At 54.2% G+C, this 22,987-nt stretch carries 19 protein-coding genes; 6 read left to right on the top strand and 13 right to left on the bottom strand.

Annotated elements, in window-relative coordinates; translation table 11 throughout:
- Window positions 1-28: 28 nt before the first annotated feature.
- The 10 genes from msrA to K239x_RS01700 all read right to left on the bottom strand — a co-directional run bounded on the left by msrA (window position 29) and on the right by K239x_RS01700 (window position 11,908).
- A complete protein-coding gene (msrA, locus tag K239x_RS01745) occupies window positions 29-694 on the bottom strand; it encodes a peptide-methionine (S)-S-oxide reductase MsrA (RefSeq protein WP_145415972.1) in 666 nt (221 codons plus the stop codon).
- Window positions 691-2,544 (bottom strand): EF-hand domain-containing protein, encoded by a 1,854-nt coding sequence (locus tag K239x_RS01740; RefSeq protein ID WP_145415971.1) that lies wholly within the window; start codon window positions 2,542-2,544, stop codon window positions 691-693. Before K239x_RS01740 ends, msrA begins: the two co-directional genes overlap by 4 nt.
- Complete coding sequence (locus K239x_RS01735; protein WP_473163562.1) at window positions 2,541-3,848, bottom strand: DUF1501 domain-containing protein; 1,308 nt, start codon at window positions 3,846-3,848, stop codon at window positions 2,541-2,543. Before K239x_RS01735 ends, K239x_RS01740 begins: the two co-directional genes overlap by 4 nt.
- A 24-nt stretch (window positions 3,849-3,872) precedes the next feature.
- Complete coding sequence (locus K239x_RS01730) at window positions 3,873-5,432, bottom strand: DUF1549 domain-containing protein (RefSeq protein WP_145415970.1); 1,560 nt, start codon at window positions 5,430-5,432, stop codon at window positions 3,873-3,875.
- 159 nt (window positions 5,433-5,591) lie between these two features.
- On the bottom strand, window positions 5,592-7,679 hold the full coding sequence (locus tag K239x_RS01725) for a cytochrome d ubiquinol oxidase subunit II (protein WP_145415969.1): 2,088 nt from the start codon (window positions 7,677-7,679) through the stop codon (window positions 5,592-5,594).
- Between the two features lie 8 nt (window positions 7,680-7,687).
- The gene (locus tag K239x_RS01720; protein ID WP_145415968.1) at window positions 7,688-8,647 is read right to left on the bottom strand and encodes an ABC transporter ATP-binding protein; all 960 of its coding nucleotides are present in this window, start codon (window positions 8,645-8,647) and stop codon (window positions 7,688-7,690) included.
- 28 nt (window positions 8,648-8,675) lie between these two features.
- On the bottom strand, window positions 8,676-9,062 hold the full coding sequence (locus tag K239x_RS01715; protein WP_145415967.1) for a GntR family transcriptional regulator: 387 nt from the start codon (window positions 9,060-9,062) through the stop codon (window positions 8,676-8,678).
- Between the two features lie 153 nt (window positions 9,063-9,215).
- Window positions 9,216-9,743: a response regulator gene (locus K239x_RS01710; RefSeq protein WP_145415966.1), complete on the bottom strand. Its 528-nt coding sequence runs from the start codon at window positions 9,741-9,743 to the stop codon at window positions 9,216-9,218.
- Between the two features lie 237 nt (window positions 9,744-9,980).
- Window positions 9,981-10,685, bottom strand: coding sequence for a LuxR C-terminal-related transcriptional regulator (locus K239x_RS01705; protein WP_145415965.1), 705 nt, complete (start codon window positions 10,683-10,685; stop codon window positions 9,981-9,983).
- A gap of 392 nt (window positions 10,686-11,077) precedes the next feature.
- Window positions 11,078-11,908: a LuxR C-terminal-related transcriptional regulator gene (locus K239x_RS01700; RefSeq protein WP_145415964.1), complete on the bottom strand. Its 831-nt coding sequence runs from the start codon at window positions 11,906-11,908 to the stop codon at window positions 11,078-11,080.
- A gap of 614 nt (window positions 11,909-12,522) precedes the next feature.
- Here K239x_RS01700 and K239x_RS01695 point away from each other — a divergent pair.
- Window positions 12,523-13,953 (top strand): hypothetical protein, encoded by a 1,431-nt coding sequence (locus K239x_RS01695; RefSeq protein WP_145415963.1) that lies wholly within the window; start codon window positions 12,523-12,525, stop codon window positions 13,951-13,953.
- 140 nt (window positions 13,954-14,093) lie between these two features.
- On the top strand, window positions 14,094-15,353 hold the full coding sequence (locus K239x_RS01690) for an outer membrane protein assembly factor BamB family protein (protein ID WP_145415962.1): 1,260 nt from the start codon (window positions 14,094-14,096) through the stop codon (window positions 15,351-15,353).
- A 153-nt stretch (window positions 15,354-15,506) separates the two neighbouring features.
- Here the strand turns inward: K239x_RS01690 and K239x_RS01685 are convergent, their stop codons facing one another.
- Both K239x_RS01685 and K239x_RS01680 read right to left on the bottom strand, forming a co-directional pair.
- Window positions 15,507-17,414 (bottom strand): 3-keto-alpha-glucoside-1,2-lyase-like domain-containing protein, encoded by a 1,908-nt coding sequence (locus K239x_RS01685; RefSeq protein ID WP_145415961.1) that lies wholly within the window; start codon window positions 17,412-17,414, stop codon window positions 15,507-15,509.
- A gap of 142 nt (window positions 17,415-17,556) precedes the next feature.
- Complete coding sequence (locus tag K239x_RS01680) at window positions 17,557-19,053, bottom strand: sulfatase (RefSeq protein ID WP_419189558.1); 1,497 nt, start codon at window positions 19,051-19,053, stop codon at window positions 17,557-17,559.
- Window positions 19,054-19,187: 134 nt separating this feature from the next.
- Here K239x_RS01680 and K239x_RS01675 point away from each other — a divergent pair, with 134 nt between their 5' ends.
- From K239x_RS01675 to radC, 4 genes are all read left to right on the top strand, one after another.
- Window positions 19,188-20,027 (top strand): histidinol-phosphatase, encoded by an 840-nt coding sequence (locus tag K239x_RS01675; protein ID WP_145415960.1) that lies wholly within the window; start codon window positions 19,188-19,190, stop codon window positions 20,025-20,027.
- A 24-nt stretch (window positions 20,028-20,051) separates the two neighbouring features.
- Window positions 20,052-20,333: a pyrimidine/purine nucleoside phosphorylase gene (gene ppnP / locus K239x_RS01670; RefSeq protein ID WP_145415959.1), complete on the top strand. Its 282-nt coding sequence runs from the start codon at window positions 20,052-20,054 to the stop codon at window positions 20,331-20,333.
- 180 nt (window positions 20,334-20,513) lie between these two features.
- Window positions 20,514-20,888 (top strand): hypothetical protein, encoded by a 375-nt coding sequence (locus K239x_RS01665; protein WP_145415958.1) that lies wholly within the window; start codon window positions 20,514-20,516, stop codon window positions 20,886-20,888.
- A gap of 30 nt (window positions 20,889-20,918) precedes the next feature.
- Window positions 20,919-21,857, top strand: a complete 939-nt coding sequence (radC, locus tag K239x_RS01660) for a RadC family protein (protein ID WP_145415957.1) — start codon at window positions 20,919-20,921, stop codon at window positions 21,855-21,857.
- Window positions 21,858-21,869: 12 nt separating this feature from the next.
- Here radC and K239x_RS01655 read toward each other — a convergent pair whose 3' ends face one another.
- Window positions 21,870-22,946: an isocitrate/isopropylmalate dehydrogenase family protein gene (locus K239x_RS01655; protein WP_145415956.1), complete on the bottom strand. Its 1,077-nt coding sequence runs from the start codon at window positions 22,944-22,946 to the stop codon at window positions 21,870-21,872.
- Window positions 22,947-22,987 lie beyond the last annotated feature (41 nt).

Genomic DNA, 22,987 nt, shown 5'->3' with positions numbered 1-22,987 from the left:
AAAAGGATTCCGCATCGCACGGAGCGACCTACTTTTTCAACTTGTCCCCAAACACCTTCTTGAGTTTCTCCAACTTGGGCGGAATCACTGCGTTGCAGTACGGATTCGACTTGTTCAAGTTGAAGTAGTCTTGGTGATAGTCCTCGGCAACATACATCTTTGACGCTTCGGTGATCTCAGTGACAATCGGATTGGCAAAGGCTTTCTCCTCGTTCAACTTCTTCTTGTACGTCTCAGCCAACTCTTTCTGCTCTGCGTTGTGGTAGAAGACAGCTGATCGGTACTGCGTCCCCCTATCATTGCCTTGTTGGTTCAACGTGGTTGGGTCGTGAGTCTTCCAGAACACTTCCAACAGTTCGGCAAACGTAATCTTGCTCGGATCGTATTGAATCTCGATTACTTCAGCGTGACCAGTCGTACCTTTGCAGACCTGCTCGTACGTCGGGTAATCGACTTCGCCTCCCATGTAGCCTGATGCCACGCTTTCGACCCCGTCAAGCATTTTAAAGACGGCTTCGACACACCAAAAACACCCGGCCCCGAAAGTTGCTTTTTCTAACGTCACGTTTGAATCCTGCGGAGTAGTGTCTTGCGACTGGGGACTGTTCACTTGCGTGGTTGTAACCGCAGTCGTCTGACCGCCACAACCAATCGCAAATAACGAAAGCAGAGCGATTGTCAGAACCTGGTTCATGGTAAATTCCCAAATGATCGTGCTTCGGACTGATCGACGAAACCATCTTCGTCAACATCCAGTTTTCGAAACTGCTTCGCCGTCCCAACAAATTCCAACTGCGAAATCTCGCCATCCAAGTTAGCATCCATGCGACTTGCCCAGCGAGGGGACGGATACGGAGGGTCGGAATCCTTGACCGGCGGCGTAAACCGAAACAAACGGCCCTGTTGAGCGGGGTCGCCTCGCACGATCTGAACATTATACGAGCTAGGCACTAATTCAGCCGACAATTCCGCTGCATCTGCTCGGATGGAATTCAACCGACGGGTTGCTTCGGTGCACTCGCGTGTCGAGAGAACCAAGTCATGGTTCGAATCCAAAAACGCAAAGAGCGCATCGGGAAATTCGGCAGCCCGCCCTCGTAACTGCACGCTCCACATCGGCGGCTTTCCCAGCACCGAGTTGTTGATCTCTTCGAGCGAAAGCTTGCCGTTCTTGTCAGCATCAAAGTCCTTGAGCGGATATTGTTCCTGCAACGGCTCAGGAATTTCGGCCTCATCCAACTCGCCATCGTTATTAGCGTCCAGCACCGCGAAAGCCTGGGCAGGAACCCGATTGCCGCCATCGGATCGATCCTGCAGCGACATGCACAATTGAAACCTCTGATCTGCGATAGAAAACAATGATGGAAATTCGCTCACTTGCACAAGCGATTGCAGATCCGAACGTATCCATCGAATCGACAGTCGTTCTTTTTCCCCCGGATTCCCCGAAACATTTGCCGTGACGATCAGATCCGGTTCGCACAATCGAATCTCCTTTGTCTCTGCCAAATCAATCGTACCGTCAGCGTTTTGGTCCAGCTGATCGATCGGGTTTTCGGATAGCTGGAAAGGGCGTCGCTTCCTCTGTGCGTCCAAGGAATACGCCATCATCGTCCAATCCACATACCCATTCAAATCCATCGCGACGGTGCCATGTCGATTGGACCGCCGTTTTTTCCAAGCCGGATCGTCGTTGTCTGACACGACTGGCATGATTTCTAACAAATCGATTTTCTGATCCAGATTCTGATCCAGACGAAACAGTGCCTGCGTCGCACCGGCAATTTCCAGCTCACTCAATCCCTGGCTCTGATCCTGATCGATCGCCGCAAAAACTCTCGAATCACCATGACGACCTCGATAGTAGTCCGTGCCCTTCAATCGGAACGGGCCATCGAAACCCGATTGACGGAAGAGCACATTCACGGCCTCACTGAAATCGACTTTTGCGTTTCGGTTGCGGTCTTGTAGCTTGATCGTATTGCGGCGTTGACCACGATCTCCGGCTACGTTGCGCCCAAACTGTTGCACGTCCGAGTCGATGTAGTCAAGAAACTCTTTCCAACTAGTCGAATCGTCTTCGTTGTCGTCAGCATCAACAAGTATCTGACGAATCCGGTCCTCGTAAGAAGTCGCAAGCGGCACGTCGTCAATCAAAATTTCTACATCCACCAGCAGCGGACCTTCGGAGGTCGGCAGCAACAGTCGAAACGGTGGCGGATCGATTGTCGGCAGCGGATTTGGCTGTTCGATCGGACCAACTGGTGCCTGAGGTTCCGCCATCGACTCGCGTGACGTGTCCGCTACCGTACCCTCTTCGATGGCCACTTCGACCGCCGGTAATTTCGTCGTGGAATCCGCAATACTGGTTTGTTCAATCGAAACGTCGACTTTATTCGCAACCGCTTTTTGCTTTGAGACCTGAGCCTCGTTGGTAACACGCGGTTTGCCTGCAAGCGGCTCTGCATCACCGCAGCCAACCACGGCTGTGGCAGCGAGCGACAACAACACAAAGCGTATTAAGACGGATTGTTTGGCGATCAACTCAGTACCTCGTCAACTGATTCACCTTCCGCGATCGCGATGGGACGGCCGCCTTCGGCAATGTTTTCGGTTGCCGGACTGACACCAAGAGCCTTGCACAAAGTGGACAACAGATCCTGCTGATCCATCTTGCCATCGCTAACCTCCATGCCACTTTCATTGGTCGCACCATACACCTGTCCGCCAGCGATACCACCGCCGGCAAGGACGCAGCTAAACGCTTGTGGAAAATGATCGCGTCCTCCATTGCGATTGATCACGGGAGTGCGTCCGAATTCTCCGGCCCACAGAATCGTTGTCCGCTCCAACAATCCCCGATCGCGAAGCTCAGTCATCAAGGTGCACCAACCCGCGTCCAGCTGCTCACTCAGCCGACGCACTTGGGCGAAATTATCTGCGTGCGTGTCCCACGCCAACCCGTTTCCCAACGTGACTTCGACAAGTGGCACGCCTCGCTCGATCAATCGCCGGGCCATCAGACAACCTTGCCCAAACGACTCTCGCCCGTACGCCGCGCGCACTTTGTCACTCTCCGTCGACAGGTCAAAGGCATCTTTTGCATCGCTGTCCAGCATTCGAAGCGCGGATTCGTAGACTGTGTTCTGAGCCAGCACATTTTCCGTACCGCGTTTGGCCGCAAAGTCATCTTGCATCTGTCGCCATAATTTCAAGCGATCGACACGACGGTCGCGAGTGACCGATTTGTCTTGTTCTAAAAAATCGACTCGCAGCCGCGCGAATTCGTTACCTGTCGGATCCGCCGCCGCAGCGACAGAAGTTGCCGCATGCTTGGGCCCCAGAAAACCAGGTCGAATCGAAGCACGCGCGAAGGCACTCGGTGCGATGCTGACATAGCTGGGTAGTTCTGCTTCGGCCGACCCGAGCTCCTTGGAGAGCGAGCATCCTATCGAAGGGTACATCACCGGTCCGCCGGGAATATGCCCCGTCCGCATCAGTACTGTCCCGCGTTCGTGGTCCCCCTCTTTCGTACTCAAACCTCGCAGAATGGCCAACGAATCGGCTTGCTTGGCCAGTCCCGGCAGATGTTCGCTGAACCGGAGGCCCGGCACCGCTGTCGCTGCTTCTTTCAACGAACCACCGTTTGCATGATCGGGCTTCATGTCGAAAGTATCGATCTGGCTGGGACCTCCCGACATCCACAGCAACACACAGTGACGCCCCTGCGATTTGATTTCCGCCGCTGCTTTGGCGATTTGCGGCATCAGTCCGCTACTGCCTGCCCCCAATGCGCCCGCGGCAGCGAACTGCATCAAACGTCGTCGATCAAATGATTTCGATAGCACTTGTCTTACTCGCTCGATTAGGTTTCAAGGACAAACGGTGGCTTCGGCTGTATTGAGCAATGTCCAAAGCAGATCGCTTCGCAACTGGCCACGCTCAACTTCGGAATTTGCTTTGGCAAAAAACCTAGCCATCCGTTGAGTTTCAACTTCATTGGGGTAACGCGACAACGTGGCCAGAAAAATTGCCTCGACTTTGTCGGCTTCTTCAAAAAACGGAGCTTCCAACGAAGCCAAAAGGCCACTCTGAGTTGAATGAACCGCCCGCGACATCTCGGGACCGTTCATCACCCCGAGCGCCTGCATCACGCCGTGCGGATAATCGCGCGGCGAAGTGTCTGTCGCACGCATCCGAGCCAAAAATTGTTCTCGTTGAGCGTCATTGGCGTTCATCGAAACGGCTTGATTCTGCCGCATCACATTCTGTCTTACAGAATTATAAAACTGCCGGGGTGTGAGCGTTTTCACACTCATCACCGCAAAAGAATCCGCCGGCGGACGATCCACCGCGTCGTACGCACTGCTTCGCTGATAGGCGTCACTACGTGCGATCGTTGCGATCAGATTTCGCAAATCAAATCGCTGTTGGATAAAGTAACGTGTCAGAAAATCGAGCAGCTCGGGGTGGCTTGCCGGATTGTCTTTGTCCATTGCGTCGACGGGATCCACCAAACCACGCCCAAACAAGTGCCCCCAAAATCGATTGACAGCAGCACGAGCAAAATAGTCGTTGTCGCGTGAGGCCATCCAGATCGTCAATTGCCGTCGACGATTGTTCGTCACGTCTTCTTCGGGCGGTTCGCTGACACCTGGATAATGCGGCGCAACTGGGTCGTCGGAATCGGGCATCGTAACATCGCCATCAGGCAGATCCACGATCAAACCGCCCGCGTTCATGTTCTCGTCGCTTCGCGACAGTTGACCAAAAAATGCTGCGTAACCCCAAAAGTCTTCCTGCGTCCAACGATCAAACGGGTGGTCATGACACTCGGCACACTGCAGCTGAATCCCCAAAAAAATTCGCGATGTTGCCGCTGCGATTTTCTTGGGTTCGACTTCACGGGTCGTATAAAAGATCGCCGGCCCGCGATTGGCCGCGCCTCCTGCGGTCAGAAAACTGGCGACGAAATAGTCGTAGGGCGTGTTGTCGATAAACTGATCGCGTAGCCAACGCTGCAGTGCCACAATGTTCTGCCGTTGCTGAATCGACTGTGCGTCAGCGGGCAGCAAAATGTCGTTCCACGTTGCCGCCATGTGACTGGCGTGGTGAGGTGACATCAGCAACCGATCGATCAACCGGCCTCGCTTATCAGGCAACGTGTCGTTCAAAAACATTCGCACTTCTGACACAGGCGGTGCAACTCCCGCGAGATCCAGCCACACGCGGCGACAGAACTCCGCATCGCTACTGACCGCCGCTGGCACGATATCCTGCTGCTGCCACGAATCGCTCAGCACTTGATTGATCTGGCTCACCGCCGCATCTATCGCCACAGCATTTATCGCCGCAATGCCGTCGTTTGGCATCGCACGTTGCGTCATCCCAAGCAGCAGAACGATCGACAGCGAAGAAAGTAGTCGTGACATTGCGATCACAAAACGGGAGAAGAGTTGGCTGACACACACTCCCTGTTATACCAACCATGACGGGCGGTTGGCGAAATCATTTGAGTCCGTCGAAGGCTGATTCCCCGTTCTAGCGGCCTATTTTCGTTCGTGTCTGGCCGCAAAGCCATCTGTCACCCGTTAGCTGATTTCGGCCATCGCCGGTGCCAGGTTGGGCTCTTGCTCTCGAATTTCGATGCCATCGTCGGTTGGCGCGTCCCATGCTTGCGAGCAATGCTCACAAGCCTCTCGATCAACACGTCGCTGCTGATCACAGCGTGGACAAGCTTCGCAAATCAATTTGGGATAGATGGCGACGATTCCGATCAAGGTTCCGATCCCAAGCATCGTGGACGTCACGACCCAAGCGATGCGTGATCGCTGCGAAAAACCTCGCGTTCCCGTTATCCACCAGACTGCGACTGCTGCAACGAGCCCTTGTATCAACGCTAGAATCCACAACCAATGTGACGCAGGGACCTGAACGCTTCCCAGCAAGGTAGCCACACCTGCGATGAATCCGAGAATCGGCGGGATAGCGCCCCCCAGCCTTGCTTCTGAAATTGGAACGGCCGGTATTGGCAAATCAACACTTGCCAGCGACTGCGACCCATCGCCGCTTAGCATTCTGTACTGGCTGTCCCGACCGTTGTCACTTCGAACCAATCCGTATCGCCCATCGTCGGCTCGCACGATGCGAACCGTCTCATTCTGCCTAACAGGTGCCACTTCAAAAGTTTCGGCTGCGTGGAGAGAGATCAATGGCAATTGATAGGAGTAAGTCATTTCGACGATTTCGGATACGAATGGGAGGGTTTCTTCGCTGCTAGGTCGCAGCTCCAAGTCGTACCGCGTCAGAGTGGTACCGCTGATCGTCCAAAAGAAACTCGCGTCGGACGTTGCTCCCAGGGACAACCCGGCCGCTTGAAAGTCACCTGCCAAAAGACGTTTAACGGATTTGCCGCTGGCATCCCATTGATACAGTCCAGCGTCATCCATCAGGACCGGATTGTCGTTGGGACTAAAGTTCTTTCTGGCGGTCCGAGACAGCGTTAATACAGTGACCTTCCCAGAGAAACCGCCCGTCGATTTACTGGCAATGGGGCTGAACCCGTCGGGAGTGATCACTCCCTGAAGTCCATTGTAATTGTACGCCAAAATTCGATCACCATCGCGCGTCAAAGTCAGCGTTCCTCCCGCTGTCGAATCCGATTCAAAGCTTCCAAGATTGCTGAACCGATTGAGCCATTGGCCACGATCTTGCCCCAAGGCAGTCCCTAAGTACGTACCCGATTTTGAGAGCGGCAACTGTTTTGTACTTTCAAATTCAGCTTTGCCGTCAATCGGCCGAGTCGCAGTCGTCATCGAGTTCCAGTTGCTCGCTGCATGCGTCGTGCGAACTTGCACCCATTCATCTTGTTCTCCCAAAGCCACCATGTATTGGTTGTAGACCCTGGCCTCTTTGGGTAGCGATTCGATAACAAAGGCGGCGACCGTTGTGTACAGGACTACTCCCGAAATCGCCAACAGCACCACATTGCTACGGCAGAAATTTTGTGCCGAAGACGCCGGTGGTAGATAGGATTCACTGGTGAAGGCGTGACGACTGGCCCACAGCGTCAAAGGCACCGCAAGGCCGATCGCGACAACCAAAACGCCGGTGCCGACCAACATCTGCCCAGCGTCCAGCGATTCAATTCCGGCCCAGACCAGTAGAACGGCTCCGACAACTCCGACGGCCGGCAAAAGCCGCGTCCCCGTCCAACTTGCATTACGGTTAGCGATCCAGATGACCATTGGATGCAACACAAACACGAACGGCGCATAACAACAAAACGGGATCACCTGGCCTGCTCCGACCGGCAACCAATCAATCCCCTTCCAGCCAAGATACATTGCCGTTGCGATGACGGCCGGCGTAAGCGTCAGGACGTATGCCATAAATCCGGCGATCACCTTGGCCCAGAATATCTGCGAATGTCGCCAAGGCCGATGCAGCAAGTAGCCTCGCGAATCGTTGCGAGTGTCGAACAAGGACTGCAGCAATCCAAGTGCGACCGCAATGACTCCCGCAGCCAAGCCCAGCTGACTGATCAGACTCTCTTCCATCGCGTAAGAGTGGCTGTTCTGCGTCGGCCAAATGAGCCAAGCGGCCACGAATGCGCCGATCATTCCAAGTGGCGTCCAGCGCAACACATCACCAAACTCTTTCTTAATCAATGCGTTCATCGCAAAACCTATGAAGTAGAAACGCTACCCGAAGCCTGTCGCCCGGAAACCAAAAAAGACCCATCGCCCCGCTCACGCGTCAGATAGGCGAGCACGGCATCGGAAAAGGTTGTGTCATTGCGTGTCACAGCATCACCAGCCACGCGGCTGAGCGAAGCCATGGTTTCCTGATCTGCATCGGCAACCGCTAACTGCCACGCACCACCCAACCGACGTGCTTCGATCAATCCCGGCACAGCGGCAAACGGTTTTGCATCGGACGCATCGCTCGTCGCGCCGGCGGGCACGGTAAAGAACGTCACTCGATCACGAAATGATTCCAGAGACGCATCGACTTTCAACCGGCCGCCGACCATCACGGCGACCCGATCGGCGATTCGTTCCACGTCATCCAATAGATGTGTGCTCAGCAAAACGGTGCGACGCCCGCCGCCTGCAAACTCAATCAATGTTTCGTTCAATGCACGCCGACTAACCGGATCCAGTCCCAGCGCGGGATCATCCAGCACCAACAATTCAGGGTCGGGCGCCAAAACCAAACCAAGCGAAACGCCCGCACGTTGTCCTCGTGAGAGCGTACTAACCTTGGCGTCGGGATCGATCCCAAAGTGATCCACGATCTCGCGGAACATCGAATCATCCCACTGGGAATAGCCGACACGCTGAAACGATTCACACTGCCGCACTCGCATCGACGGGTACAGAAAATGACCTTCGACCAAGTAGCCGATCCGCGCTCGCGTCGACGTTGACATTTTTGTTGCGTCCTGCCCCAGCGTCATGGCCGCGCCACGAGTCGGCGAAAGCAGCCCCATCAAGATACGGATCGTGGTCGTTTTGCCGGCTCCGTTTAGCCCCAATAGTGCAGTGACCTTGCCCTCGGGCACGCAAAAATCCAAATCACGTACAACAGGCCGACTGCCGAAATACCGGGTCAGCCGTTTTAGTTCAATCGCAGGTGCCTTCATCGATCAATCCCCGTCAAAAAAGCTATGTCTACCGGTTAGTCATCTTTGCAAACCGCTTGCGAATTTCAGCAATCAATTCGTCTTCGCCAAAGCCAAGCGTGACGGCCTCGGCTACCAACGGCGCGATTGTTTCTTCCAACCGCCGCTTGCGTTCTCGCTTGGTATAGATCTGGCGATGTTGCGTCACGAAATAGCCGCGGCCCTGCTGGCTTTCGACCACCCCATCAGCGACCAACGAACTGTAAGCCTTTGCGATGGTATTTGGATTGACCACCAATTCGCTGGCCAATCCACGCACACTGGGCAGTGGATCGCCGACGGCCAGCACCCCGCCCGCAATCGCCGACCGAATCTGGTCGACGACCTGGCGATAGATAGGCACTTTGCCACCTGTCGTGATCTGTATACGAAACACCGTTTGACCTCACCTTCTGTACTACTGTCCGTAGTACAGTAATGCAGTCTAGCAATCGCGTCAAGCGGTTTTGGCGCAAAAAAGAAAGACCCCGCAAGCTCGATCTTCGAGCATCACGACGTCTTTATGAATCATCCAAGGCAGTTCTGGAAACTAGCTCATCGGTTCGCTGCGACCAACAATTTTGCGAAGCCGGCGATACTTGTCAGAAGCGGGGATAGCACGGGAGCGTCGAACGGTCGCCGAAATTGAATCGCGCAAATTGCGGTCGCAGATCCGATCGACCGCGACGTCTATCAGTCTCCCCATGTCGATGGGCTTGCTAAACACAGCATCTTCGCTGAGGTGAAACGAGACTTTTGCGTAAGAGACTTGAGCAGCGGTTGTGATCACCAAGACTGGCGTCAATCGAAGAGCTGCGTCCTTGCGAATCGCGGCAAGTGCTTGAACTCCCAACTGGTCTTCTGCATCCAAACCTACAACAACCAGATCTGGTTGTTGGCCATGCATTTTTGCGATTGCTTCGCCAACGGCAGACGCAGTCACGATATTTTTGAATCCGCGCTTGTCAAAGCCGGCGGCCAAGATATTCAGAAAGACAGGCTGCGAATCGATCAGCATGACGTTCGCACAAAGAGGCGACGAAAGCCTGTGCATCGAGCGGTCAATTCGAGTGGGCATCAATGAATCGAGTGTGATCTTTCGCACCAGTGTTTTCTCTTTGCATCAAAGTGGAGTGGTCGGTCGCATCACGCGAACCAACCAGACTGCCAGTAACAAGGAGGCCACCAACGGGCCACTGGCGAACACTAGGTTGCCATCAGCGACGGAAGAGCGATCAGAGCAGGGGTTGCCCCCTACCGCCTATATGACGGTCGCTCTGCACGAGTTGTTACGATTATGATGCTCGCCAGCTATTCAGTTGTTCACGAAGTTTCGTGATGCACCAAATGGCGCGGGAACGACGGGTGCAAAGACGGGCGTCGCAGGAATGTCCGCACGAACGATATCGTGCAAATCACCCAGGATAACGGCGCGAGTCATTTCAGCGGTACTTCGCACTTCAAGCTTGCGATAAGCGCTTTGCCGCACTCGTTCGATTGTTTTGATCGACAAACCCAATTTATTGGCAATCTGTTTGTTCGGGGCGCCTTCAACAACCAAATCGACAATCGAACGCTCCCGCTCGGACAACTGTGTCAGTCGCCCATGATTGCGCTGAACTGCCATTTGATGGTCTACCAATTTCAATCGTCCAAACGCTGCGTTGATCGCCTGGCGTTGTTTGGACAAGCCCGTTTCTTTCAACATCACCAAACAAGCGAACTTGTTCGTCAGTTCAGTTGCGAGCGACATCTGGCTTTCGGCAACCATCAACACCATCGGCATCGGCAGGTTGTTCTGCGAAAGCGATTGGTAGAGCTGACCGACATCTACGCTTTCGTCAGTACAGTCCACCAGGACACATGCTTCACCGGTGAACTGCTTTGCGATTGCGACTAGTTCAGTGGTGGATGCCACGATGCGGCTGATGTACCCGTCGCCAATCACGATGTCGCGAGATACCTCGGACCATTCTTCATCGCGACTGTAGATGAATACGCCTCTGTTTTGATCGGCCATCTTTTACCCCTGCAAGGCGGCGTTGAATTTCTTAAAAAAGGATGTCGCTAACAACTCGATCAGCATTCTCACTTCTGTCATCAGAAGTGACGCCCGGCTGACAACACTGCGACGCCATCACACTACTATCTTCGACAAACATCGAGGGAGAACCCACAGAACATCCGACTTCTTGTATGCGTGTTTTACTCACTACTCAGGAGGGTTTCCCCGCGAGGTATTGCCCTCACAATATGCACCCAGCAAAACACGGCGTTCCTGTTCTGACGGAAGCCCGTCATTGATTTTGCGTGAGGGAAAACGGATCGATCCGTTTTGCACAAACCCACATTCAACGAGGGTTTACCGTCGATGCTCACTCGCATCGCTGCACGCAACGATTGTTTTTCGTTTTATGTCGCAGCTGATTTACCGTACAGCAAACTTGCAAATTCGACCAAGCTGCCGCAGTTCATTTTTCGCAGTGCTCGATTGCGATGCTTGTCGATCGTTTGGTAACTCACCGACAATTGCTTGGCGATGACTTTTGTATTGGAATTACCAAGACAGTAACGCACCACTTCTTGCTCACGCGAAGTCAGCGTCGTCCACTGAGAACGAAATTGCTGTGGCGAATTTTCACTTTGCATGTCGTAGTGACACGCACGACCGATGGCACTTTCCAGATCACAGCAGCGTGATACTTCCTCGTGACGATCCGGTAGCACCGCAAACTCAATGCAACCTGCTTTGGCAGCTGCCATTGCGGACGCGCCAGAGTCATTTTGCGAACACGCAATGACAGAAATCTGAGACCAGGACTTTCCACTTTCAACCAGTTGAGCAATCCACGCTTCGCGATTGGAATCGAAATCAATCAACAGACAGCCGCCATTGCCTTGAGCAAAGAACTCCGAAGCGGACGCCCAACTGTCGCTTACTGCAATGCGGTCAATCAGGGCCGACGGAAGATCCATTCGCTGGAACTGCGCCGTCTCCAGCATGAGCACGTTGGGCGTCGCAGCATCCGCGCGGGGAACAAGCTGACTTGTGACTCCAGGCACCGAACCGTCGAATAGAGCTAGTCGGTCCAGTCCACTTGGCGAATCGGCCGTCGGCGCCGACGCGACTGGCGTCTGAGCGGCTGGCGTTCGGTTAATGGGCATCTGAACAACGAACGCGGCCGAATGCTCGCCCACCAGAGGCTCAGTCCGATCTGCAGAAGGATTGCGATCAAAGGTCATCACCGGATGCCTCCGTCACAACGGTGTCCGGAAACTCGCTTGCTGACAAGCAACATCGTGGCTGCGGCGAACGCATTGAAACCGTTGACGCCGTAGACAGCTACGTAACGGTAGCACTGACCTTCATTCAAACTAAATGCCCTTAGTTTCGTCGACAAGAAAGAGAACGAGCCAATAGGCCGCCAACACTTGTCGACTGCTGTCGACATGTGCTGGGCGGCTCATTCGCTAATTGCATCCCCAAACAGACAGTGCTAATGACGGCGTTGAAACGACATCGAACACTTCCTTGGCCAATTCAATCGACCGGGTCTCCATCAGAGATGTGACCCGCGATGCCCCAATCAAATTGGCCGCTGCGTCTCAGGGATAAGACCCTGTTAATCGATGCCCCAAAGGAGCGTCAAGGCACGTAGGAAGGATAAAAACCCACCTGGTGGGTATCCGCAACACTTCGGTGGAGCGGCGAAAGTCCGCTGCGTTAGAATGTTGTCAATGTCGCCCTTCGACTCCTGAATCGGCGTTCGCCCCCCTCGCCTGGCCCGTGCGTCGACACTACTCATTCGACCACGCACCACGGTTCGTTCTCCTCCCAACAACACCACGAGTCATCAATGACAGCTTCAGTTCCGCCTTCCTACTTTGGACTGCCGGCTCTGGCCGGGCTTTGTGAAATGAACACGGCAGTTGATTCGGACTGGAGCCTCGACGAGAGCGTCAGCCGACTCAAGCGATTGCACTTCTGCCTCAAGCGGCTCCACGAAGCATTCGTCTCTCGAGTGACCGCCGAACCCATTTACGAGCTCAAGACACTCTTCTCGCACCACGCTTACCTTTGCGCCGAGCAAGTGACGTTGCTCCGCAGCCGCGTTGGTGAGATGCGCGAACCGCCCCTGGGACTGGACAAAGTCCCCTGCCCTGCCCTGGATCAATTGCTGGACGAAATCATCTGTGCTTCCACGACCGTCGATTTTCTGATCGGTACGTACGGAGTCGCGATTCCGGCCGTTCTATCTGCCTGCGAACGCCTGATGCACGACGCGCATCCATTGGCTGACGCTCCTACGGTACGAACCGCCAAACTAATTCGATTCGAACTTTCCGAAATCGTCACGATCGGCACCCAAGCGATCGCCTGCGTTCGCGCCCATGCCGCCAAAGAACCGGGCAAAACAGACGACACGCAGGTGTACTTAGAATCGATCGTCCAAGCAGCCGGCTTGATTGATGGAACACAAATCGAAACCGCTCCGGATCTCCCGCCACGGCGAAGTAGCGAGACAGCTTTTCAGTTTCAGAATGAGCCTCAACGTGACGAACGATTCCAAGATTCGTTCAATGCTGGCGTCAATCCAGAAGCGTTTCTGTACGACGAGAGTTTCTCCGCTCGGGACAAAACGTTGATGATGTACTACAAACGCATTCGCGAAATCGATGTCCCGGAGATGATGGCCAGTATCTTGGTTGAACTTCGCGATGAAGAGCCCTGGGAATTTCACGCTGAAATGACACGCCAACTGTGGGACGAAGCGCGGCATGCGATGATGGGTGAAGTCGGCTTTGTCGCCAACGGCATCGATTGGACAGAAATCCCGATCAATTTTACTTGGGCGCGAAACCTGAATCTCCAGCTCGATGCCCGGCAGCGACACGGAGTGCTGTTCTTTATCGAACAAGGACTGATGCCACGAACGGGCAAGAAATACGAATGGGAAGTCGGCGTCAAAAGTGGCGATGCACTTTCAGCTCTCTTCCAAGATTTTGACTGGGCCGATGAAGTCCTGCATGCTCAGATTGGCCGTCGCTGGTATGTCCCCAAATTTGGATCGCTCAATGAAGCCATGCAGTATGGTGACGACTGCTGGTCTCAAGTTCTCAGCCACTGGCAAACCTACCGCGACCAGGGACTGACAGAGCATCGCAACTGGTGGCCGCAGATTTACCTGCAAGCCTGCCAGAATTGGAACACTGATCCTGATCCCGCAGCCTTGGCCTTCTGCGAAACCTACGCCGATAGCCGAGCGGATCTGAAGAAGCTGCCTTAAACGCAATCGCTTGCTTTTGAAAGTCGAATAAACGCCTGCGGACTGACTTGTTAAACTTGCCGAATCCGAATCACGCGAAGGGCTAGACTGGCGTTCGCGAAATCGGCCCCACCTCCTTTTCCTCCCGATGAAAACAAATCATGAAAACCTTTTTGCCCTGCGCCATTTTCATTGCGATTCTGGCTTGTCCGACAGAGGCAACTGCCCAGACAAATCAATGGCCTCAGTTCCGCGGTCCAACAGGTGATGGGCAAGCGGTCCAGACGCAAGCCGGCGCCGCCAACGTGCCTACAACAATCGATTCTTCGGTCGTGACTTGGTCGACGCCGATACATGGCAAAGGTTGGTCTTCGCCAGTTGTTTGGGACAACAAAATTTGGCTCACGACGGCGACCGAAGACGGTCAGAAAATGTCCGTCGTCTGCGTCGACGCTACGTCCGGCAAAATCTTGATTGACAAAGTCGTTTGCGAAAATCCCGACCCCGCGTTCTGTCATCCGATGAACAGTTACGCGACGCCCACACCAATTCTCGAAGCCGGCCGAGTCTACGTTCACTTTGGTAGCTACTTGACTGCCTGCTTGGACATGGACACCGCCGAAACCATTTGGGAGCGGCGCGACTTGGAATGCGACCACCATCGCGGACCGGCTTCGTCACCCATCATTCATGGCAATAAACTGTTCGTCGCCTACGACGGATTCGATGTGCAGTACGTCGTCGCCCTCGACAAGAACACCGGCAAAACGATTTGGAAAACCGATCGGGACATCGATTACGGCACTGACAACGGCGACCGTATGAAAGCCTACTGCACTGGACATATCATCAACGTCGACGGCAAAGAGCAGTTGGTGTACCCCAGCGCAGTCGCCACCATCGCGTATGCCCCTGAGACTGGGAAAGCGATTTGGACGGCTTACCACGATGGAATGAACGCATCGGCGCGGCCCATCTACCATGACGGACTGGTATTTATCACCAACGGCATGGGATCCATGGTAGCGGTGGCCGCAAACGGAAAAGGCGATGTAACGGGGACTCACATCGCGTGGTCGGCCAACAAAGGGGTGGCCAAAAAATCGTCGCAGCTGATCGTCGATGGCTTGCTCTACATGATTAGCGACGATGGCATTGCGACTTGCCGAGATCCCAAAACGGGCGACCTGCATTGGCAAAAACGGATCGGCGGCTCTTACGCTGCCTCTCCTGTCTACGCCGGCGGAAAGCTGTATCTGTTCAGCATCGAAGGCAACGTGACTACGCTGCAACCAGGAATCAAATTTTTAGCTCTCGCGGAATCGACTCTCGGTGATGGCTTTATGGCTTCTGCCGCCGTCGTCGGCGATGCGATGATTCTGCGCAGCAAATCGGCGCTGTACCGCGTCGAAAACAAGTGACTCCAAGCAGCAAATAAAAAAGGCAGCAGGCACGATCAATCGTACCTGCTGCCTTGCTAGTGAGCATGTGTGCCAGCGACACTCGGCATACTTCGCCGAATTGCACCGCGTCTATTTGTCGATGACTACTTGCCTAGGCTTAATTGCCAGGGACTATTCATTCGCGAAACGGTAGATGCTCTCGCCTTTGGGGCTGTTGGTCAGATAGTAGATCTCACCGTTTTGGTCTTCGCCAAAAGCCAGCACAGGAATTGTATCGGGAACGACTTGTTCATTTGCGGTCGCCCGCCCACTGGCTTTGTCGTACGTCAACGCCCAAACGCGACCTGTAACGTAGTCGGCATACAAGTACTTTCCGAACAACTGCGGCATGCGCGACCCGCGATACACTCGCCCGCCCGTGATCGATTTGCCGATGCGATGATCGTATTCCCAGATCGGGTCAAGCGGCTGGGTCGTGTTGGCAACCGCCGGTCGATTTCCAAATGCGTGGGTACCTTCGCGACGGCTCCACCCGTAGTTGCCGCCTTTTTCGATGATATTGACCTCTTCCCAAAGCTCTTGGCCGACGTCTCCCAGCCAAAGATCGCCGGTCTCTTTGTCAAAACCAAATCGCCATGGATTTCGTAGCCCGTGTGCGTAAATTTCTGGTTTGGCACCTTCGATGTTTACAAACGGGTTGTCGTTTGGAATCGAATACGGCTTGTCACCCGAAGGCGAATTCACATCGATTCGTAAAATCGCCCCCAAATGAGTCGACAAATCTTGTCCGTTCGCTTGCGGGTCATTGCGGTCGCCGCCGTCGCCCAGGCCGATGTACAAAAACCCGTCTGGTCCAAATTCGATGCAGCCACCATTGTGATTCTGGTACGGCTGTTCAATATCCATGATGATTTTTTCAGATGCCGGATCCGCTTTGTTTGGCGTTTCCTTTGGCACCGTGAATCGCGATACGATCGACCGTTTGTTGTCGGTATGCGAATAGTAGACGTAAAAATGGCCGTTGTTCTTGAAATTCGGATGCATGGCCAAACCAAGCAGGCCTTGTTCGTTGGCTCCAGGCTTCTTCCAGTCGTAAACTTTGTCTCGCAAGTCCAACAGCAAGTGTGACTGCGATACGTCTCTCTGGTTTTCAAACGTCCAAATGGCACCGTACTGTGACGCCACAAACAACCGATTCGAATCATCATCGGCGTAGGTCAATTCCATCAGACGAAGGGGACGCACGCGGCCGTCTTCGTTGATCGCTTCCCACTGATCCCACTTGAGATTGGGAAACGCCAATTCACCTTTCAAGCTCATCTCGCCATCGATCGGCTGCGGCACTTCACCGTCGGGACCAAGTTCGCGAACCTTGATATTTCGGTAAGCGACTTCGTTGCCGTGGTCCTGCAAACAGATATGCCCTTCGCCGGCTTTAGCAAAGCCCGGGAACTTGCCGAACTTACTTTTTGCGACCAGCTCATCCCACTTTTTGTCGCCCATTTTAAAGCGGTAGTACAACACGCCGTTCATGCACACTTCGCTCTGACGCGGGTCGATGCGAATGTAAAGCTGATTCCACTCGCCAGCAGGCTTGGTCGAATCGGGAATCGTTTTGACTTTGGCCCAACGAGGCACCTGCGGCTGATACAGTTGGTAAAGCCAGCCCGCTTTCTGCGGATCGTGTCCATCAACATTGTCTTGGACCTGAATTTCTGGACCGCTATGCCACGGTGGTCCGTCGCCTTCGACGACGTGATACATCACGCCACTGTTGCCGCCTTTGCTAATTTTGTATTCCAGCGAAAGCTCAAACGCGCCGTACTTCTTTTTGGTCACGATGTCGCCAGCACCGCGATCGGCGCGCACGATCGTTCCGTCGACTAGTTTCCAGCCCTCGGAAAGGTCCTCTTTCTTGTAGTTGCGCCATTCGTCCATGGACTTGCCATCGAACAAAAGCTTCCAACCGCTTTTTTCTTCGGAAAGGCTGAGTTCATTGACGGGGAGATCGGCGTGGCTTACCGAAACAAACAGTCCGGCCATCAATCCGACGATTGCCGGCTTCAGGATCAGTTTCATCACGTATGGGTACCTAGTTGCGAAAGAGTCCAAAGCGCATGGATCAACATGCAAAAATCATGCTGAGAGTATTATTCAGGAAGACCGAAAATTCTAGCAGGAAGGCGAACCGAGCAAATTTCCCCCTCTCTAGATTTTGATGCTAAAGGCGAGCGGGGTTGACCGGCACGGTCGGTATTTTCCCCGAAGCACGCTGCCGGAGCATCGGACGCAAACGATCGATCGTGACCTGAACTTGCGGCGAGGGGGTTTCCGCCAGATTATTGAATTCCATCGGATCGGCGTGATGATCGTAAAGTTCAACGCCATTTTTGCCTTCGCCCCATTCAGTAAACCGCCATCGCTCGGTCCGAATACTACACCCCATGACCTGCGTGGCGAGTCGGTTGTCGGCGGGACGCAGGACTTGTGTGACGGCAAAACCATCCCACGCTGCGATCGGATCCTTGATCAGCGGCAGTAGCGAGCGGCCTTCCAACCCTGGCGGCGATTGGATGCCAGCCAGCTCGGTTAGCGTTGGGTAGATATCGACGAACTCGACCACGCGAGGACAAGACGTCCCGTTCCCACTGCGACCAGCCGCACGAATGATCAGCGGCGCTCGAGCACCTTGTTCAAACAAAGTTCGCTTTTGCCAGACACCGTTGTGTTCGCCGAGATGGTAGCCATGGTCGCTCCAAAACACGACGATCGTATCATCGGCCAATTGCAATTCGTCCAACGCTTCAAGCAATCGCCCCACCTGTGCATCGACAAACGACACACAGGCGTAGTACGCCTGTGTGGCTTTCAGTAGCGTTGGTTGGTCAAGGCTGTAGTTGGGCACCGGGCAATTGTGCGCAAACGCCGCTGGCGGAATGTCATCACGGTCACCCGGAGGTGCATAAGGCAAACGCAGCTCGTCGACCGGATACATGTCAAAGTACTTCTTGGGTGCCACGTAGGGTGTATGTGGACGAAAGAAACCGACGCCCAAAAAAAACGGCTCGTTCTTTTTGGCTCGCATCAACTTGATCGCTTCGCTGGCAATCATGCCGTCGGTCTGTTCCTCGTCTTCGCCATCGGCCGCCAACCAGCTCAGCGCTCCGCTAATTTTGCGATGCGGTTCCGCATTGAACACCATCGCCTCGTCCGTCTTGTCGCGGCCCTTGGGGTTGATCGTTTGATTCCAAGACGGCGGGTCGTCAAACCCATCGGTTCCGATCGATGCGGGGACGTTGTAGTGATAAATTTTTCCAACGCGAGCTGCAAAGTAGCCGGCTTGTTGAAAGGCCTGTGACAGGGTGACCACGTCGGGAACCTCGTCACGAAAATGCCGGTCCAAGTCGTAAACCTTGATCGTATCGGGTCGCAGCCCGGTCATCACCGATGCTCGCGTTGGATTGCAGAGCGGCAGTTGGTTGTAAGCTCTGTCAAAACGCACGCCCGTCGCGGCGAGACGATCGATATGCGGCGTCTTGGCAATCAAATCGCCGTAGCAGCTCAACGAGCAAGCCAAATCATCGACCGCAATGAAAAGCACATTGGGTTGGCGTTTGCGATTCTCTTGGGCTTGCCCGATCGCGGCAACGAGACACAACGAAACGGTTGCAAAAAACCGAAGGATCAGCCGCTCGGTAGGCATGGTGAAATTTCTCATGAAGAATCGATAAAGGGGGGCCGCCCTCAGTCTAGCCTTCCTAGCCCAAGGTGATGACCTCGCCCAAATGTTCAAAACCGATTAACGTAATGTCGCCGTCGATCCTCCCGAAAAGCGACACCCAACCCCACACTATGTCCGACCCAATTTACTACGAATCTCATTCGCATACCCCACTGTGCATGCATGCCGATGGATTGCCGACTCAGTATGCGGCTCACGCGCTCGCACGAGGTTTGCGTGGATTGATCGTGACTTGTCACAATCCAATGCCCAACGGTTTTTCGGCGCCAGTCCGAATGCGTGAAGATCAATTTGACGAATATCTCAACTTGGTCGAAACAACTCGATCGGAATGGGAAGGACGCATCGATGTGCGACTCGGTATCGAAGCGGACTACTTTGAAGGCCACGAGGGCTACCTGGAAAAGCAACTTCAGTCGGCCGATTTTCACTTCGTCCTGGGATCCGTTCATCCACAGATTCCTGAATGGCGCAAATCGTATTGGCAAGATGACTTGCTGGAAGTCCAAAGAACGTACTTCCGGCATCTCGCTCAGTCAGCGGAAACCGGCCTGTTTGATTCACTGGCACATCCCGACTTGATCAAGAACTTTACATCCAAAGCGTGGAACCTGGATGCCATCATGCCGGACATTTGTGACGCCTTGGATCGGATTGCGGCGACCGGCGTCGCGATGGAACTGAACACATCGGGTGTGAACAAAACGATATCCGAAATGAATCCCAACCCCACGATGCTTCGCGAAATGCGCCGGCGAAACATCCCCGTCACCATCGGCGCTGACGCGCATCAAATCCAGCGCGTCGCGGATGGCTACGAGAATGCACTGGCGTTTCTGCAAAGGTGCGGTTACGACGAAGTCAACGTGTTCTGCAAACGCGAACGCCAATCGCTGGCGATCAAGGACGTCCTCGACAGCCTTGTTCTCGTCGACACTCCTATTTCTTAAAACCCACTCTCTCGGAGCTCTCTCTTGAAAGTCAACGAATACTTCGACGGCAACGTCACTTCAATCGGTTTCGAAAACAGCGAAGGTCGCGCAACCGCCGGCGTGATGGTTCCAGGTGAATACGAATTTGGCACCAGCGAAAACGAGCTGATGAAGATCGTCTCGGGATCGCTGCAAGCGAAACTCCCCGGCCAAGACAATCTCGAAACCTTTACTGCGGGCAGCGAGTTTAAAGTCGCGGCGAATCAAAAGTTCCTCGTGCACGTCAAAGAAGCGACGGCCTACCTGTGCTTCTACGGTGAGTGACGCCGGTCCAGACGCGCCGCATCCGCCAGCTTGTCCGGGTACCACCGCCGGCTTTTCGTGCGTTTTTCCCGGGCTATCTAGCTGGAATGGACCGATTTTCTTGACTGCACTGGCCAAACTGATACGGTGATGGTGTAACTCCTTGTTTGGGATTCTCCTCTTTCTGCAAGAGACGCTTTAATGCAACGCGCCAGTTTTCGACTCCGCTCTCGGCTCGGCTATCAGCTGAGCCTCTTGGCTTTGGCCTTCGCTTTCTCGGCCGCGTGGACCTCCGAAAGTGAAGCTCAAATTATCGTCGCACCGACATTCAACTACACGCCGGTGACACCTTACGCGGTGCCGTATTATCCCAACGGCTACCAAGCGTACTACGGCAATCCCTACCAGTCTCGCGCGTACTATCCGAACTATCGCTATCCGTCGTATCGGTACCCTGCCTATCGGGCACCGCGTGTTCGTGTTTATCAAACACCGTCGACGTCTAGCACTTGGGGCGGAGCTCACTCCAGTCAGTACTTTGGCAACGCGCATGGCAGCCAGTATTTTCCTCGCTGACCGTTCAGCCGCTCATTGACGGGGTAGCAAATGTCCGATCGACGCAAACGGCTTGAGCAGGTACTTCAGCCGCTGATCGCGGTTCGTGAATTTTCGCACAATCAAGCAAAAGAAATGTGCAGCGAATCGGCGCCGGCGTATGTTACGACCACCATCAAGCAACTCGTTCGCGAAGGACTGCTGCAAGAGAAAATATTCGCAGATCAAAAACGGTACGCTTGGCTCTCAACGGATTTTCAGCTTGACCAATGGATTGACCAACAGATCCATGGACTGCAAATCAAGGAAACGCCCGAACAAGAGCGACCGCGAGAACGACTTCTACGCGACGGCGCTCACACGCTGAGCAATGCCGACCTGATAGCGATCCTGATCCGAGTCGGTGTACGAAATGAATCGGCCATCGCGGGTGGAACCAAAATCTCCAATCGGTTTGCCAACGAACTACCTGCTCTTTCCAAAACCAGCCCGGCAGACTTGAAAGCGATCAGCGCGGCGGCTACCCAGTCAAGTTACGCCACCATCATGGCGGGCATCGAACTGGGACGTCGCGTTGCCAGCGCGGACCAAACCGACCCCAACGAATCGGTCAAAATCACCAGCACCCATGCAGCCATCGAGTACTGCCAACGCGAATTTTCGCGACTAGCGCACGATGCGGTGCAAGAAGAATTTCACATCGTAACGCTGGACACAAAACACAAACCCATTCGGACGCATCGCATCACTGTTGGCACACTGGACGCCAGCCTTGTCCATCCGCGTGAAGTCTTCCGTCCTGCCATTCGCGATGCAGCGTCGGCTGTCCTACTGGTGCATAATCATCCCAGCGGCGACCCGACTCCCAGCCGACAAGACCTGCAGGTGACCGATCGGCTGACCGAAGCTGGCAAGCTGATTGGAATCAACGTGCTTGATCACATTATCGTCGCACGCCAAAACTGTCTCAGCATTCGCGAAGCGGGATAGACCGGCGGAGTATTAATTTAACGCGTCTTTCAACGCGATCGAGATTGCGTCCGTGATCTGAGTTGTCGAAAGTTTGCCGCCCATGTCGGGCGTGCGATTGCTGGGGTCCGAAAGCACTCTTGCGACGGCCGCGTGCAATGCCGCCCCCGCGCGACGTGTCTCATCATTGTCGAACCACTGAAGCATCATGACAGCCGACAAGATCATCGCGATCGGATTTGCGATGCCCTGCCCTGCAATATCGGGTGCGGAACCATGCGAAGGCTGGAAAACGGCGGCCTTGTCGCCGATATCCGCCGAGGGAGCCATGCCCATTCCGCCAACAAGCCCCGCAGCCAAATCACTCAAGATGTCGCCAAACATATTCTCGGTCACCATCACGTCAAAATCGTGTGGGCGACGGACCATGAACAGCGCTGAAGCATCCACATACACATGTTCGGCCGTGATGTCGGGAAAGTCCTTGGCAACTTCATCAAAAATGTGGCGAAAGTAAACCATCGTTGACAGCACATTGGCTTTGTCGATCAACGATACCTTTTTTGCCTTGTCGCGTTTGCGTGCGACTTCAAACGCCATCCGGCAAACTCGCTCGGCACCTTTGCGTGTGATACGGATAATATTCAGCGATTCGTCAGCGTCCAGATCAGCCACCGCATCTCGGCCTGCAAAGATACCTTCGGTACTTTCGCGCACCAAAACGAAATCGATCTCGCCGGGGCCATAATTTTTCAGCGGAGTGTCGGCTTCGTGAAAAAGTTCGATGGGTCGAACGCCACCATAGAGATCTAACTTTTCGCGAAGATCCAGTTGCGGGGCAATTTCCTTTCCGTTGGGATAGCGGACATTGGGCAATCCCATCGCGCCGAGCAAAATCGCGTCCGAATTGCGACAGGCTTCGAAAGCCGTTTCGGGGAGCGCGTCGCCATTCTTCTGGTACTCACCGACACCGACGGAGTGCTCGTCAAATTCAAAAGCAACACCACTCAATTGCGGCTGAATTTCTTTCAACAAACGGACAGCTTGGTCGGTGACCTCGGGCCCAATTCCGTCGCCACCGAGTACCACAATCTTGTAAGTCTTAGTCATCAAAACGCGTCGCAAATAAAAATGGTTTGAACAGAAAGAAC

Source organism: Stieleria marina (assembly GCA_007741555.1).
Taxonomy (GTDB): domain Bacteria; phylum Planctomycetota; class Planctomycetia; order Pirellulales; family Pirellulaceae; genus K23-9.
The sequence above is the reverse complement of the archived record's forward strand: the minus strand, read 5'-3'. Positions and strand labels throughout refer to the sequence as shown.

Bases quoted from the DNA above. Each gene is read 5' to 3' on its own strand.
- msrA (WP_145415972.1), bottom strand. From the start codon at position 694: ATGAACCAGGTTCTGACAATCGCTCTGCTTTCGTTATTTGCGATTGGT.
- K239x_RS01730 (WP_145415970.1), bottom strand. From the start codon at position 5,432: ATGTCACGACTACTTTCTTCGCTGTCGATCGTTCTGCTGCTTGGGATG.
- K239x_RS01725 (WP_145415969.1), bottom strand. From the start codon at position 7,679: ATGAACGCATTGATTAAGAAAGAGTTTGGTGATGTGTTGCGCTGGACG.
- K239x_RS01720 (WP_145415968.1), bottom strand. From the start codon at position 8,647: ATGAAGGCACCTGCGATTGAACTAAAACGGCTGACCCGGTATTTCGGC.
- K239x_RS01710 (WP_145415966.1), bottom strand. From the start codon at position 9,743: ATGCCCACTCGAATTGACCGCTCGATGCACAGGCTTTCGTCGCCTCTT.
- K239x_RS01705 (WP_145415965.1), bottom strand. From the start codon at position 10,685: ATGGCCGATCAAAACAGAGGCGTATTCATCTACAGTCGCGATGAAGAA.
- K239x_RS01700 (WP_145415964.1), bottom strand. From the start codon at position 11,908: ATGACCTTTGATCGCAATCCTTCTGCAGATCGGACTGAGCCTCTGGTG.
- K239x_RS01695 (WP_145415963.1), top strand. From the start codon at position 12,523: ATGACAGCTTCAGTTCCGCCTTCCTACTTTGGACTGCCGGCTCTGGCC.
- K239x_RS01690 (WP_145415962.1), top strand. From the start codon at position 14,094: ATGAAAACCTTTTTGCCCTGCGCCATTTTCATTGCGATTCTGGCTTGT.
- K239x_RS01685 (WP_145415961.1), bottom strand. From the start codon at position 17,414: ATGAAACTGATCCTGAAGCCGGCAATCGTCGGATTGATGGCCGGACTG.
- K239x_RS01680 (WP_419189558.1), bottom strand. From the start codon at position 19,053: ATGAGAAATTTCACCATGCCTACCGAGCGGCTGATCCTTCGGTTTTTT.
- K239x_RS01675 (WP_145415960.1), top strand. From the start codon at position 19,188: ATGTCCGACCCAATTTACTACGAATCTCATTCGCATACCCCACTGTGC.
- K239x_RS01665 (WP_145415958.1), top strand. From the start codon at position 20,514: ATGCAACGCGCCAGTTTTCGACTCCGCTCTCGGCTCGGCTATCAGCTG.
- radC (WP_145415957.1), top strand. From the start codon at position 20,919: ATGTCCGATCGACGCAAACGGCTTGAGCAGGTACTTCAGCCGCTGATC.
- K239x_RS01655 (WP_145415956.1), bottom strand. From the start codon at position 22,946: ATGACTAAGACTTACAAGATTGTGGTACTCGGTGGCGACGGAATTGGG.